11 protein-coding genes and 1 pseudogene are annotated in these 12673 nt (G+C 67.7%); 7 read left to right on the forward strand and 5 right to left on the reverse strand.

All coding sequences use genetic code 11. The features are described from left to right. Window positions 1-95: 95 nt before the first annotated feature. Window positions 96-1760 (reverse strand): cytochrome c oxidase subunit I, encoded by a 1665-nt coding sequence (gene ctaD, locus K8940_RS21785; RefSeq protein WP_223392130.1) that lies wholly within the window; start codon window positions 1758-1760, stop codon window positions 96-98. 22 nt (window positions 1761-1782) lie between these two features. Next, the gene (gene coxB / locus K8940_RS21790; RefSeq protein ID WP_223392131.1) at window positions 1783-2724 is read right to left on the reverse strand and encodes a cytochrome c oxidase subunit II; all 942 of its coding nucleotides are present in this window, start codon (window positions 2722-2724) and stop codon (window positions 1783-1785) included. Window positions 2725-3112: 388 nt separating this feature from the next. Between coxB and K8940_RS21795 the strand changes: the two genes are divergently transcribed. From K8940_RS21795 to tldD, 4 genes are all read left to right on the forward strand, one after another. Further along, entirely contained in the window at window positions 3113-3439 is a 327-nt protein-coding gene (locus K8940_RS21795) for a PadR family transcriptional regulator (protein WP_223392132.1), read from the forward strand. Continuing rightward, window positions 3436-3999, forward strand: a complete 564-nt coding sequence (locus tag K8940_RS21800) for a DUF1700 domain-containing protein (protein ID WP_223392133.1) — start codon at window positions 3436-3438, stop codon at window positions 3997-3999. The genes K8940_RS21795 and K8940_RS21800 overlap by 4 nt, the downstream gene beginning before the upstream one ends. Window positions 4000-4017: 18 nt before the next feature. Beyond that, on the forward strand, window positions 4018-4836 hold the full coding sequence (locus tag K8940_RS21805) for a GIN domain-containing protein (RefSeq protein WP_223392134.1): 819 nt from the start codon (window positions 4018-4020) through the stop codon (window positions 4834-4836). Between the two features lie 64 nt (window positions 4837-4900). Beyond that, window positions 4901-6337 carry a metalloprotease TldD gene (tldD, locus tag K8940_RS21810; RefSeq protein ID WP_223392135.1) on the forward strand — a complete coding sequence of 479 codons (1437 nt, stop codon included), beginning with the start codon at window positions 4901-4903 and terminating at the stop codon, window positions 6335-6337. On the opposite strand, the pseudogene K8940_RS21815 reads toward tldD, so the two are convergent. Further along, window positions 6334-6830, reverse strand: a pseudogene (locus tag K8940_RS21815) (GNAT family N-acetyltransferase). The gene tldD and the pseudogene K8940_RS21815 overlap by 4 nt on opposite strands. 200 nt (window positions 6831-7030) lie before the next feature. Between K8940_RS21815 and K8940_RS21820 the strand changes: the two are divergent. After that, window positions 7031-9121: a TonB-dependent receptor plug domain-containing protein gene (locus K8940_RS21820; protein WP_223392136.1), complete on the forward strand. Its 2091-nt coding sequence runs from the start codon at window positions 7031-7033 to the stop codon at window positions 9119-9121. A 128-nt stretch (window positions 9122-9249) separates the two neighbouring features. Here the strand turns inward: K8940_RS21820 and K8940_RS21825 are convergent, their stop codons facing one another. Then, the gene (locus K8940_RS21825; RefSeq protein ID WP_223392137.1) at window positions 9250-11133 is read right to left on the reverse strand and encodes a peptide MFS transporter; all 1884 of its coding nucleotides are present in this window, start codon (window positions 11131-11133) and stop codon (window positions 9250-9252) included. Window positions 11134-11345: 212 nt separating this feature from the next. On the opposite strand from K8940_RS21825, the gene K8940_RS21830 reads away from it, so the two are divergent. Together K8940_RS21830 and K8940_RS21835 are read left to right on the forward strand one after the other, a co-directional pair. Further along, a complete protein-coding gene (locus K8940_RS21830) occupies window positions 11346-11873 on the forward strand; it encodes a DUF427 domain-containing protein (RefSeq protein ID WP_223392138.1) in 528 nt (175 codons plus the stop codon). An 84-nt stretch (window positions 11874-11957) separates the two neighbouring features. After that, a complete protein-coding gene (locus tag K8940_RS21835; protein WP_223392139.1) occupies window positions 11958-12104 on the forward strand; it encodes a hypothetical protein in 147 nt (48 codons plus the stop codon). An 8-nt stretch (window positions 12105-12112) separates the two neighbouring features. On the opposite strand, the gene K8940_RS21840 is transcribed toward K8940_RS21835, so the two are convergent. After that, window positions 12113-12631, reverse strand: a complete 519-nt coding sequence (locus K8940_RS21840; protein ID WP_223392140.1) for a molybdopterin-binding oxidoreductase — start codon at window positions 12629-12631, stop codon at window positions 12113-12115. Window positions 12632-12673 lie beyond the last annotated feature (42 nt).

Consider the following 12673-nt stretch of genomic DNA (forward strand, 5'->3'; position numbering starts at 1 on the left):
TGTAAACGGTCTTCAATGGGCGAAGGGCGCGGCCCAGACCCTTAAGGATCCCGACCGCGCCCCTCTTTTCGGTCCAGTGTTCGGACGACGGCGACCTAATGGTGGCTGTCTTCCTTGATCACCGGCGGTTCGCTGAACTGGTGGAACGGCGGCGGCGAGGACAGGGTCCATTCCAGCGTGGTGGCGCCTTCGCCCCACGGGTTGGCCTCGGCCTTGCGGCGACGGATCGCGGCTTCCAGCAGCACGACCAGGAAGATGCCGACGGCGGCGACCGTGATCATGTAGCCGACCGACGACCAGTAGTTCCACTTCGCGAAGGCTTCCGGATAGTCGACATAGCGACGGGGCATGCCTTGCAGGCCCAGGAAGTGCTGCGGGAAGAACACCAGGTTCACGCCGACGAACATCACCCAGAAGTGGGCCGCGCCGAGGAACTCGTTGTACTTCACGCCCCACATCTTCTCGAACCAGTAGTAGAAGCCCGCGAAGATGGCGAAGACGGCGCCCAGCGACAGCACGTAGTGGAAGTGGGCCACCACGTAGTAGGTGTCGTGCAGGCTGTAGTCGATGCCGGCGTTCGACAGGACGACGCCGGTGACGCCGCCGACCGTGAACAGGAAGATGAAGCCCATCGCCCACAGCATGGGCGTCTTGAAGCTGATCGAACCGCCCCACATCGTGGCGATCCAGCTGAAGATCTTCACGCCCGTCGGGACGGCGATGATCATCGTGGCGGCCACGAAGTAGGCGCGCAGGTTGATGCTCATGCCGACGGTGTACATGTGGTGCGCCCACACGACGAAGCCGACGAAGCCGATGGCGACCATCGCGTAGGCCATCGCCAGGTAGCCGAAGACCGGCTTCTTGGAGAAGGTCGAGACGATATGGCTGATGATGCCGAAGCCCGGCAGGATCAGGATGTACACTTCCGGGTGGCCGAAGAACCAGAACAGGTGCTGGAACATGACGGGGTCGCCGCCGGCGGCCGGGTCGAAGAAGTGGGTGCCGAAGTTACGGTCGGTCAGCAGCATGGTGATGGCGCCGGCCAGGACGGGCAGCGACAGCAGCAGTAGGAAGGCGGTGATCAGCACCGACCAGGCGAACAGCGGCATGCGGTGCAGGGTCATGCCCGGCGCGCGCATGTTGAAGATCGTGGTGATGAAGTTGATCGCGCCCAGGATCGACGAAGCGCCGGCCAGGTGGAGCGACAGGATCGCCAGGTCCATGGCCGGACCCTTGTGACCGATGGTCGACAGCGGCGGATAGATCGTCCAGCCGCCGCCGAAGCCGTGGCCCGGGCCGCCGTCGACGAACATCGAGGTGACCAGCAGGATCCAGGCGGCGACCAGCAGCCAGAACGAGATGTTGTTCATCCGCGGGAAGGCCATGTCCGGCGCGCCGATCATGATCGGCACGAACCAGTTGCCGTAGCCGCCGATCATGGCGGGCATGACCATGAAGAAGATCATGATCAGGGCGTGGGCGGTGACCACGGCGTTGAAGCCGTGCTTGCCCTTGAACAGGCCGAGCTGGGCCAGCAGGCCGTTATCGGTGAACACCTGGATGCCCGGGTGCATCAGCTCCCAGCGGATCAGGCCCGACAGGGCGCCGCCGACGATGCCCGCCATGATGGCGAACAGGATGTACAGCGTGCCGATGTCCTTGTGGTTCGTCGAGAAGAACCAGCGGGCGAAGAAGGGCGGCTTGTGGTCGGCGTCGTCGTGACCGCCGTGGCCATGAGTGTCTGCGGCGTGAGCCATCGGACTTCTATCCTACGTAGTCTTAGGCCGCCGGCGCGGCGGGAGCCGCGGCCGGAGCGGAAGCGGGGGCGGCGGCCGGAGCCGAGGCGGGGGTCGCGGCGGCTTCAGCCGGAGCGGCCGGCGCGGCGGCCGGGGCCGGCGGAGCGACCTTTTCCTTAACCCACGCGTCGAACTGGGCCTGGGTCACGACCTGGATCTCGATCGGCATGTTCGAGTGATCGACGCCGCAGAGTTCCGAGCACTGGCCGTAGTAGACGCCGGTCTTCTCGGCCTTGAACCAGGTTTCGTTCAGGCGGCCCGGGATGGCGTCGATCTTCAGGCCGAACGCCGGCAGGGCGAAGGCGTGGATCACGTCGGCGCCGGTGACCTGGACGCGGACGACCTGGCCCACCGGCACGACCATCGCCTTGTCGGCGGCCAGCAGGTACGGGACCTTCTTGGCGTCGGCCTGCTCCTTGGTGAGCGGCAGCGACACGATCTCGCTGATCTTCTGGTCGGGATACTCGTAGCCCCAGTACCACTGATAGCCCGTGGCCTTCACGGTCATGTAGGGCTTGGGCATGTTGTTGTAGTGGAACAGCAGGCGGAACGAGAAGATGGCGATGACCATCAGGATCAGGACCGGAACGACCGTCCAGATGATCTCGACCGTGGTGTTGTGGCTGAACTTGGCCGGGACCGGGTTCGCCTTCTTGTTGTAGCGGACCACGATCCAGATCAGCAGGCCCAGCACCAGCAGGGTGATGGCCGTGATGATCGGCATCAGGACCAGGTTGTGGAACTGGATCGCGTGGTGCTTCAGCTCGGAAGCGGCCGGCTGAAGGTCGATCGCCCCCGGCGTCGGCTGGCCCAGCAGATCCTCGGCGAGGGCGTTCCCCGCGAACATCACCGAAAACACCATTGAGGCGGCGAGCGCGGACGCGCCCGACATGATCCGCCGAATCCCCGAAAATTGCGCCTTCATATCCCTCACGGCCCGTTTCGGCGGCGATTTGTCCCCGATCGATTGACCTCGATCAAAGCCACGCCGCGCCGAGTCTGCGTATTACGACCCTCGATACGACCCCCTGCAATCGACGTCGCTCAAAGGTGAGTCGCGCGTCGACGCCCAGTCCGCCCGATGGTCGGTCCGAGGCTGCATACGCGCATCGCCAGCGGTTGCCAAGCACCAGAGACCACGCGCGCGCCATGGGATTGCGCGGTCCTCCCCGACATGGGCCGCCCCAGTTAAGAACCCCTCTCAACAAAGCCGAGAACGGCGTTCCGCATCATTACGTATTGTTCATGGCCAGGTACCTTGCGATGCCCAGTACCACTCGATACAAGGGAGCATCCAAGGAGGCGAGGACATCGTGCCCGAAGCCATTGAAATTCAATTGAAGAAAGGCGTGCTGGCGCTGTGCGTGCTGGCCCTGCTCTCGCACGCCGACAGCTACGCCTACGAGATCGCCAGCAGGCTCACGAAGGACATCGATATGGGGGAAGGGACGATCTATCCGCTGATGCGCCGCATGCAGTCGGATGGGCTGGTCGAGACCTATCTGGTGGAAAGCCAGAGCGGTCCGCCGCGCAAATACTACCGCCTGACCGCCGCCGGGCGCCAAAGCCTGACGCAGCAGAAGGCCGAATGGAGCGCCTTCGCGCAGGCGGTCAACGACATCGTGGGAGCCGCCGCATGACCCGCGCCGAGTTCATCACCCGCCTGCGTCGGGGCCTGGCCGGCCTGCCGGTGACCATGATCGCCGACATCGTCGCCGACCACGAGGCCCACTTCGCCGACGCCCAGGCCGCCGGCCGCAGCGAGGCCGAGACGGCCGCCGCGCTCGGCGATCCCGACCGCCTGGCCCGCGAGCTGCGCGCCGAGAACGGCCTCAAGCAGTGGGAAGAGCGGAAGAACCCTTCCAACGCCCTGGCCGCCGTCATCGCCCTGCTGGGCCTGGGGGCCCTGGACGTCATGATCCTGCTGCCCGTCCTGATGGGCGTGCTGGGCGCGCTGTTCGGAATCCTGGTGGCCGTGGTGGCGATCTTCGTCTCCGGCGGCTTCGTCTTCGCGGTGGGACCGCTGACCGCCCCGCCCGGCGGTCCGATCACCGCCTTCCTGGCGGGCCTGGGCCTGATGGGCCTGGCCACCTGCCTCGGCGCCCTGCTGACCCTGGTCACCGTCGGGGTCTTCAACGCGGTCGTCTGGTACGCCCGCCTGCACTACCGGCTGCTGAAGCCGGCCATCGAACAAGTCTGAGCGGAACAGGAGGGGACCATGTTGATCCGCAATACGCTCATCGTCGCCGGGGCCAGCTTCGCGCTCGCCGTCGGCTGCTTCGCCGGGGTGGCGGCCATCGCCGGCCCGGAGATCATGAAGAACGGCTGGACGCTGCCATTCGACAACGATGGCGACATCGTCGTCGTCCGCGACAACGGCAAGGTGATCCACGCGGGCCGCCGCGCCGCCCTGCGGGGCGGTCCGACCGAGCCCAGCATCGACCGCACCTTCGCCTGGACCGGCAAGGACGCGCTGCAGATCGACCTGCCGGTCGACGTTGTGTTCGTCCAGGGCGCCGAGGCCCGGATCGTCGCCTCGGGGCCGAAGTCCTATATCGACCGCCTGCGCGTCGACGGCGGCCACATCCGCCTGGCCGACGGCGATGACGGCGACCACGACAGCGTCACGATCAACGTCTTCGGCGTGCATGTGCAAAGCGACTCCGAGCGGGTGAAGATCACCGTCATCGCCCCCGACGTCACCAAGTTCGACGTGCGCGGCTCGGGCGATCTCGACATCCGCCGGTACGAGCATCCGGCCCTCGCCTTGACCGTCAGCGGCAGCGGCGACGTCGAGGCCGCCGGCCGGGTCGAGGCGATCGCGATCGACAATTCGGGCTCGGGCTACGTCAACCTGGCCGACCTGAAAGCCAAGGACGCGGTCGTCGACGTCTCGGGCAGCGGCGGCGGCGCGATCTTCGCCACCAACAAGGCCAAGATCGACATCTCCGGCAGCGGCGACGTCGAGCTGCGCACCGAGCCCAAGTCGGTCAGCAGCGAGATCACCGGCTCCGGCAACGTCCGCCGCGAGTACTGATCCCGCCACATGTGACAAAAGGGGCGGGGTGACGGACGCGTTCGGAAAGCCTACCTGTAAGGCCATGAACGCTCCGATCCCCGCCTCCTCCCTTTCGCTGCTGGACGCCGCCGGCGTCGATCCCGACAACGCCCGGGCGATCCTGGGCGAGGCCCTGGCCGGCGCCGATGACGGCGAACTGTTCCTCGAGCGCTCCGAGAGCGAGGCCTTCGTCTTTGACGACGGGCGCCTCAAGAGCGCCTCCTACGACAGCGGCGAAGGCTTCGGCCTGCGCGTGGTGGCCGGCGAGACCGCCGGCTACGCCCACGCCGCCGAGATCAGCGAAGCCGCCATCCGCCGCGCCGCCGATTCGGCCAGCCTGGCCAAGCGCGGCCACGCCGGCGTCGTCGCCGAGGGCCCTCGCGCCACCAACGAAAAGCTCTATGGCGAGGACAATCCGGTCTCCTCGCCCGACTTCTCCGACAAGGTCAGCCTGCTGCAGGAGATCGACGCCTTCGCCCGCGCCCGCGACCCGCGCGTCGTTCAGGTCATGGCCTCGATGGCCGGCGAGCGCCGCGTGGTCGAGATCCTGCGCGCCGACGGCAAGCTGATCCGGGACGTGCGCCCGCTGGTGCGGGTCAATGTCCAGGTCACCGTCGAGAAGGACGGCCGCCGCGAGAGCGGTTCGTCCGGCGCCGGCGGCCGCGCCGGTTTCTCGGCCTGGATCTCTCCAGACAAGTGGCAGGGCCAGGTCGACGAGGCCCTGCGCATGGCGCTGGTGAACCTCGACGCCGTCGCCTGCCCGGCCGGCGAGATGGACGTGGTCCTGGGTCCGGGCTGGAACGGCGTGCTGCTGCACGAGGCCGTCGGCCACGGCCTGGAAGGCGACTTCAACCGCAAGGGCATCAGCGCCTTCTCGGGACGCATCGGCGAGCGCGTGGCCGCCAAGGGCGTCACCGTGTTCGACGACGGCTCCATCCCCGGCCGTCGCGGCTCGCTGACCGTCGACGACGAGGGCACCCCGACCGAGCGCACCATCCTGATCGAGGACGGCATCCTGGTGGGTTACATGCACGACCGCATGAGCGCGCGCCTGATGGGCATGAAGGCCACCGGCAACGGCCGCCGGCAATCCTACGCCCACATGCCGATGCCGCGGATGACCAACACCGGCATGCTGGCCGGCAACGACGACCCGCAGGAAATGATCGCCTCGCTGAAGCGCGGTCTCTACTGCGCCAATTTCGGCGGCGGCCAGGTCGACATCACCAACGGCAAGTTCGTCTTCCAGTGCACCGAGGCCTATCTGGTCGAGGACGGCAAGATCACCGCCCCGGTCAAGGGCGCGACCCTGATCGGCGACGGTCCCAGCGCCCTGACGCGGGTCACGATGATCGGCAACGACTTCGGCTTCGACCCCGGCATCGGCGTCTGCGGCAAGTCCGGCCAGGGCGTGCCCGTGGGCGTGGGCCAGCCCAGCCTGAAGATCACCGGCCTGACCGTGGGCGGGACGGCGGTCTAGAGCCGCCGCTCCAAGTAGGTGACGACCTTCTTCCCGCCATGGATCGCGGCCGTCCCCACGGTCACGAACCCCAGCGCCGCGTGGAAGGCGTCGGACGCCGGATTGGGCGGGTCGGCATTGACCTCGCAGACAATGCGCTCGTGGCCGGCCGCCCTGGCCGCCGCGAACAGGTCGTCATAGAGCCGCCGCGCCAGGCCCCGGCCCCGCGCACTGTCAGCCACCACCACCCGGTCGACATAGACAAAGGTCGGTAGCGCTCGCGGAACCACAGGAAGTTGACGCTGTCATAGTCGGCGGCCTGGTCGAAGGTCAGCAGCAGGGCGTCGGCCACGCCCACGCGGCGGGCCACGAAGGCCTCGGCCACCAGATGCGCCAGCCGCTCGGGCTCCAGCCACGACAGCGCCACCGCGTGGGCGTTGTTCAGCGCCAGAAGCGCCTCGCCGTCCGCGCCGGTGAAGTCCCTCGTCGTCAGCGGTGTCACGGTGTCGGCCATTCGCCCCCCTCTTCGGACGCCAGTCCCTAGGCCGCGCCAAGCCCCACCGCAAGCGGCCAGGCGCGGGTGATCACCGACAACATGTCGGCGATTTAATCCACATTTCACGCTTGTAACTTTCTTCGCGCGGCGGCCAGCGCCACCGTCCCTCACGACGGAGAGGCGGGCCCGGGGAGGGCCCTTCAGGGGACCGAACGCCGATGCTCGCGACCGCGCTGCTGATCGCCCTGGCGAGTGTCACGCCCCTCGACGACGACCGGGCCGTCGGCGCGGCCGCGACCTCGACCACCCCCGCCTCCCCCAACACCTCGTCCCCCGCATTGGCTGACGTCGAGGACGTCGATCCCGCCCAGCGCGGCGTCATCCCCTACGCCCCCGCGTTCTTCGCCGCCGCCCAGCCCAGCACGGCGCTGGACATGATCACCCGCCTGCCCGGCTTCACCCTGGACCAGGGCGACAGCGCGCGCGGCTTCGCCGGGACCGCCGGCAACGTGCTGATCAACGGCGAGCGTCCGACCACCAAGAGCGAGTCGCTGGAGGACATGCTGCGGCGGATCGCGGCCCCGACGGTCGAGCGCATCGACCTGATCCGGGGCGGCGCGCCGGGGATCGACATGCAGGGCCGCACGGTGATGGCCAATATCGTGCTCAAGCGCACGGTGCAGGTCCAGAAGGTGGCCAACCTGCAGACCTACGTCTATCCGGACGGCTTCCTGGGCCCGGTCCTGGAGCTGGAGGGCTCGCGCCGCGAGGGCGACAACGCCCTGGAAGGCTCGCTGAAGGCCACCCGCGACCGCACCGACAACACCTTCGACGGCGCCACACGCCTGCGGACCAACGGGGCCGGCGTCCCGGTCACCAAGGACGCCCTGAAGGGCTACGACGTCTTCGAGAACTACATCGTGCGCGGCGCGGTGCAGCGGCCGATGCTGGGCGGCAAGACGCGGGTGAACGCCAAGATCGAGTACTTCACCTTCGATCGCGACGTGACCGCCACCCGCGTGTTCCCGGCGCCGGGCCGCGAGCTGAACGGCGAGACCGTGGAGGACTGGGCCGGCGAGTTCGGAGCCCGCTACGACGCGCGCCTCTCGCCGCGCACCGACCTGCAGCTGGTCCTGCTGCAGAACCTGGAACGCGAGACCTACGGCTCGACCTTCGAGACCCCCGGCCTGTTCGTCGACTACACCTCCAGGACCGACACCGGCGAGAGCATCCTGCGCTCCGAGCTCAAGCACCGCCGCAGCGACAGCCTGTCGTTCGAGGCCGGGCTGGAAGGCGCCTACAACGTCCTGGACGGCGACACGCGCTATGCCGAGAACGGCGTCGCCATCCCGCTGCCGGCCGCCCAGGTCAAGGTCGAGGAGCTGCGCGGCGAGCTGTCGGGCAAGACCATCTGGCGGGCCAGCCCCAAGCTGAACATCGAGGCGGGGGCGCGGCTGGAGGTCTCGCGCATCAGCCAGAGCGGCGACACGGACCTGGCCAAGTCGTTCTTCTATCCCAAGCCCCGGGTGCTGGCGACCTGGTCGCCGACCACCACCGACCAGCTGCGCGTCCGCTTCGAGCGCGAGGTCGGCCAACTGGACTTCGGCGACTTCGTCTCGTCGGCCGGGACCGAGACCGGCACGGTCGACGCCGGCAATCCGGACCTGGTGCCCGAGCGCAAGTGGGTCATGGAGACGGCCTGGGAAAAGCGCTTCTGGGGCGGCGGCGCCCTGGTGGTCAGCTGGCGCCACGCCGAGCTGCAGGACGTGGTCGACGTCATCCCGATCAACACGGTCTTCGAGGCGCCGGGCAATATCGGCGACGGCAGGAGCGACGTCTACCAGGCCAACCTGACCCTGCCGACCGACAAGCTGGGCGTCAGCGGCGGCCAGCTGAAGGCGCGCTTCTCGTGGGCGCAAAGCGAGGTCCGCGACCCGGTCACCCACGCCAAGCGGCGGATCTCGGGCCAGACGCCGTTCACCTGCAACGTCAGCTTCACGCGTGACATGCCGGGCGGCCGGTGGAGCTGGGGCGTCATCACCAACTGCCAGAACGAGGAGCGCTATTACCGGATCGGCGAGGTGCGCACCTTCAAGTTCGAGCAGTGGCTGGAAGGCTTCGTCGAATGGCGGCCGCGCAAGGACCTGACCATCCGCACCGAGCTGGCCAACTGGACCAGCCGCCACAAGACCCGCACGCGCGTGATGTACGCCGGCAGCCGGGCCTCGGGGATCGTCACCCAGGTCGAGCAGCGCGAACTGCCGTTCGAGCCGTACCTGTTCGTCAAGGTGCGCAAGAGTTTCGGGTAGGGAGCGGAAACGGTCCTGGCGGTCTGAGCCTCCGTCAGGACCGTCCCTACCCGGAGTGAGGCGTGGCCCCTCCACGCCTCCGTGAAGGGCCCCGGATCGTCGCCGGGGCCCTTCTTTGCGCCCGGGCTCTAGGCCTCTGTCGGATCCGCGATCGTCTCGTCGGCGCCGTGCGACCATGTCTTGAGGATCGGCGACAGGATCAGGAACAGCACGCCCAGGCCGATGGCGGCCAGGCCGATCACCTTGAAGACCAGCAGCGACTGGACCATGGCCGCGCCCGGATCCAGCACCTGGCCGCCGATGGTCTCGGTCGAGGCGATGGCGGCGATCCAGCTGCCGAACAGATTGGCCATGGCCAGCGCCATGTACCAGACGGCCATCACGAACGAGACCATGTGCAGCGGCGACAGCTTGGTCATCTGCGACAGGCCGACCGGCGACATGCACATCTCGCCGCCCGTGTGCAGCATGTACATCAGCACCAGGAAGACCAGCGGCATGCGGAAGGCGCCATCGGCGAAATGGGCCCCGACCAGCAGGATCAGGAAACCGGCCCCGACCTGGATCAGCGACAGGCCGAACTTGATCATCGGATTGGGATTGATCCCGCGCGCGGTCAGCAGCGTCCACAGGGCGGCGAAGACCGGGGCGAAGATCAGGATCCAGCCGGCGTTGATCGCCTGGGTCTGGGCGGCGTTGAAGTCGGTGTTGATCCAGAACTTGCCGACCGTCGAGATCCCGGCCGCGGCGAGCTGGGAAGGCGCCCCCAGCACCACCGCGCCGCCGAACCATTCCACCGGCTTGGACAGCAGCTTGAGGTCGACATTGGTGGCCGCGAACAGGTTCAGCGACGAACCGGCCTGTTCGAACAGGGTCCAGAACACCACCGCGCCCAGCACCAGCACCGTGGCCAGCAGCAGGCGCTCGCGCTCGACCTTCTGGCACTTGGCGAAGGCGAACCACAGGATGTAGCCCAGCGAGCCGAACATGCCGGCCAGCAGGGTGACGTTGACCACCGGCGTGCGCTGCACGACCAGGAACACCGCGATCACCGCCAGGATCGAGACCCCGTAGATGACCAGTTCGCGGGTGATCGGGCCGGCGACCTTCTCCTTCAGGTTCGCGCCTTCCGGCGGCTCGCCCTTGCCCAGCAGCCAGGGCTTGCCCAGCACGAAGATCACGAAGCCGGCCAGCATGCCCAGGCCGGCCGCGCCGAAGCCGGCCCACCAGCCGACATTGACCCCCAGGATGCCGCACAGGATCGAGGCCCAGAACGAGCCCAGGTTGATGCCGAAATAGTAGAGGGTGAAGCCGGGGTCCCGGCGCGGATCGCCCTGCGGATAGAGCTGGCCGACCAGGGCCGCGACGTTCGACTTCATGAAACCCACGCCGACGATGATCAGCGACAGGGCCAGCCAGAAGATGTTCAGGTACGTCGGGTCGCGGCCGGTGACATCCAGCTTGTACTGGCCCTTGGGCAGTACGGCGGGCAGGCCGGCGTCGGCCGGCAGGTCCTTGATCGCGAAGTCGCCCTTCTCGGTGGCGGTGACGTCGTAGGGCTTGCCCGCCACGATCATCTTGGCCACCCGCTCCTCGCCGCGGCCGGCGGCCTGGAACTCGTAGGTCTGGCCGGCGTAGGTCAGGGTCTGGACGGCCGGCTTGCCCTCGACCGCCATGGCCAGGTGGCCGGCGACCAGCAGGATGGCCCCGAACGCCACGGCCTTGCGGGTGCCCAGATAGCGGTCGGCCAGGAAGCCGCCCAGCAGCGGCACGATGTAGACCAGCGAGGTGTAGGAGCCGTAGTGGCCGCTGGCGACCTTCGGGTCGAACAGGAAGTGCTGGGTCAGGTAGAAGATCAGCAGGCCGCGCATGCCGTAGTAGGAGAAGCGCTCCCACATCTCGGCCAGGAAGCAGATGATCAGGCCGCGCGGATGGCCCTTCAGCAGTTGGACCAGAACGGGTACGCCGGTCACGAGCGTGACCAGGATGCCCGCGGCGATAACGATGTTCATACGCTAGCCTTGAAACGTGCGAGGGGCGCGGACCCGACCCCCCATGGTCAAATCACCCCGCCGGCCCCAATTTGGCGGGGAGAAGATCACGCGTCAGGCGGTTTCACAAGCAACGCCTTGCCGGGCGGTTCTCGCATTCCGTGTTCGACTTGAAGCTTTGCGGCGGGCTCGCGCGTTTGCGGAAAGACCCCATATTCACGCGGGAGGCCCCGATGAAGATCCCCGACGAAAGCCATCCGATCACCCTGACCCGCGCGCCGACGACGGTGCGCGTGCTGTTCGAGGGACACGAGATCGCCGACAGCGACGACGTGCTGGTCCTGAAGGAAGCCAGCTATCCGCCGGTCTACTACTTCCCGCGCGACGACGTGCGGATGGTGTTCCTGCGCCGGACCGACAAGGTCACCCACTGCCCCTACAAGGGCGACGCCAGCTATTTCACTATCTATCGCGACGCCCAGGTGATCGAGAACGCGGTGTGGTCCTACGAGGACCCGTTCCCCGCCGTCGGCCAGATCGGCGGCCGCGTGGCCTTCTATCCCGAGCACGTCGAGTTCCAGCTGGGCGCGCGCACCGCGGCCGAGACGGAGGCGCTCGATGTCGACGAAGCGGTCCGCCACACCGACAGCGGCGCGGGAACCAGCCAGGCCGAGCACTGGAAGCCCAATGTCGACATGCCCGATCCCGACCGGATCGAGCGTGACCTGGATCAACCCTACAAGGGCGTCGGCGCGCTATAGGTCCCGCCAGGCTTAAGCCCCTTTTAACCATTGGGAGCGTGACCATGAGGTCCAGCTCCCGTCAGAGGGGCGCGGAGGAAGACCATGGCCTACGTCTCGTATGATCGGACGTCTGCTGTTCACGCGACGACCACGCCCCAACGCAAGCTTGCCTGGGGCCGCCTGCTGGCGCTGGCGGCGACCATCAGCCTATGGACGGGAATCATCGCGGTGGCGCGAGTGATCCTGTAGCGCCGATTTCAGTGCGCGTGACTCGGCGCCCCGGGCGTCGAACCGGCCTCGCCGAACCGCGCGAGCGTGATCCGCGCGACCATGCGCGCCGACCGCGCGGGGCGCAGATCGCCCTCGACAATCACCTTGAACGGTCCGTCCTTGGCTGATAGCGGCGCGCCGTCGGCGCGGTCGGCCAGGATCATGCGGTTCGGCCGCGTGCGCGGATCGGCCTCGGCCAGGCCGAAGGCGACGCGATAGCCGTCCTTCGCCTCGACCAGCACGACATCGGCCAGGGCGGGTCCTTGCAGCGCCTCGCCGGTCGGCGCGCCGACCTTGGCCAGCACGTCGATCAGCAGCGGTCCCTCGTAGTCATGGCTTTCGCCATGACCGGCAAACCTCACCGTCACGCGCGGCAGGGCCGCGATGTCGGCGGCGGTCAGCGTCGTCGTTCGGCCGTCGACGCTGACCAGGGCGAGCTCCTGCGCCAGAACGGGCGTCGCGCCCAGGACGAGGGCAGCGGCGAGCAGGATCGGACGAAGCGACATGAAACCCTCGTTATGTATTTTAGCTACATAACGAGGCGACGG

Origin of the sequence: Caulobacter segnis, assembly GCF_019931575.1 — a bacterium.
GTDB lineage: Bacteria > Pseudomonadota > Alphaproteobacteria > Caulobacterales > Caulobacteraceae > Caulobacter > Caulobacter segnis_C.

What these genes read in the sequence shown, in the direction of transcription:
- ctaD (WP_223392130.1), bottom strand. Translation starts at nt 1,760, where the DNA reads ATGGCTCACGCCGCAGACACTCATGGCCACGGCGGTCACGACGACGCC.
- K8940_RS21825 (WP_223392137.1), bottom strand. Translation starts at nt 11,133, where the DNA reads ATGAACATCGTTATCGCCGCGGGCATCCTGGTCACGCTCGTGACCGGC.
- K8940_RS21805 (WP_223392134.1), top strand. Translation starts at nt 4,018, where the DNA reads ATGTTGATCCGCAATACGCTCATCGTCGCCGGGGCCAGCTTCGCGCTC.
- K8940_RS21840 (WP_223392140.1), bottom strand. Translation starts at nt 12,631, where the DNA reads ATGTCGCTTCGTCCGATCCTGCTCGCCGCTGCCCTCGTCCTGGGCGCG.
- tldD (WP_223392135.1), top strand. Translation starts at nt 4,901, where the DNA reads ATGAACGCTCCGATCCCCGCCTCCTCCCTTTCGCTGCTGGACGCCGCC.
- K8940_RS21830 (WP_223392138.1), top strand. Translation starts at nt 11,346, where the DNA reads ATGAAGATCCCCGACGAAAGCCATCCGATCACCCTGACCCGCGCGCCG.
- K8940_RS21835 (WP_223392139.1), top strand. Translation starts at nt 11,958, where the DNA reads ATGGCCTACGTCTCGTATGATCGGACGTCTGCTGTTCACGCGACGACC.
- coxB (WP_223392131.1), bottom strand. Translation starts at nt 2,724, where the DNA reads ATGAAGGCGCAATTTTCGGGGATTCGGCGGATCATGTCGGGCGCGTCC.
- K8940_RS21800 (WP_223392133.1), top strand. Translation starts at nt 3,436, where the DNA reads ATGACCCGCGCCGAGTTCATCACCCGCCTGCGTCGGGGCCTGGCCGGC.
- K8940_RS21820 (WP_223392136.1), top strand. Translation starts at nt 7,031, where the DNA reads ATGCTCGCGACCGCGCTGCTGATCGCCCTGGCGAGTGTCACGCCCCTC.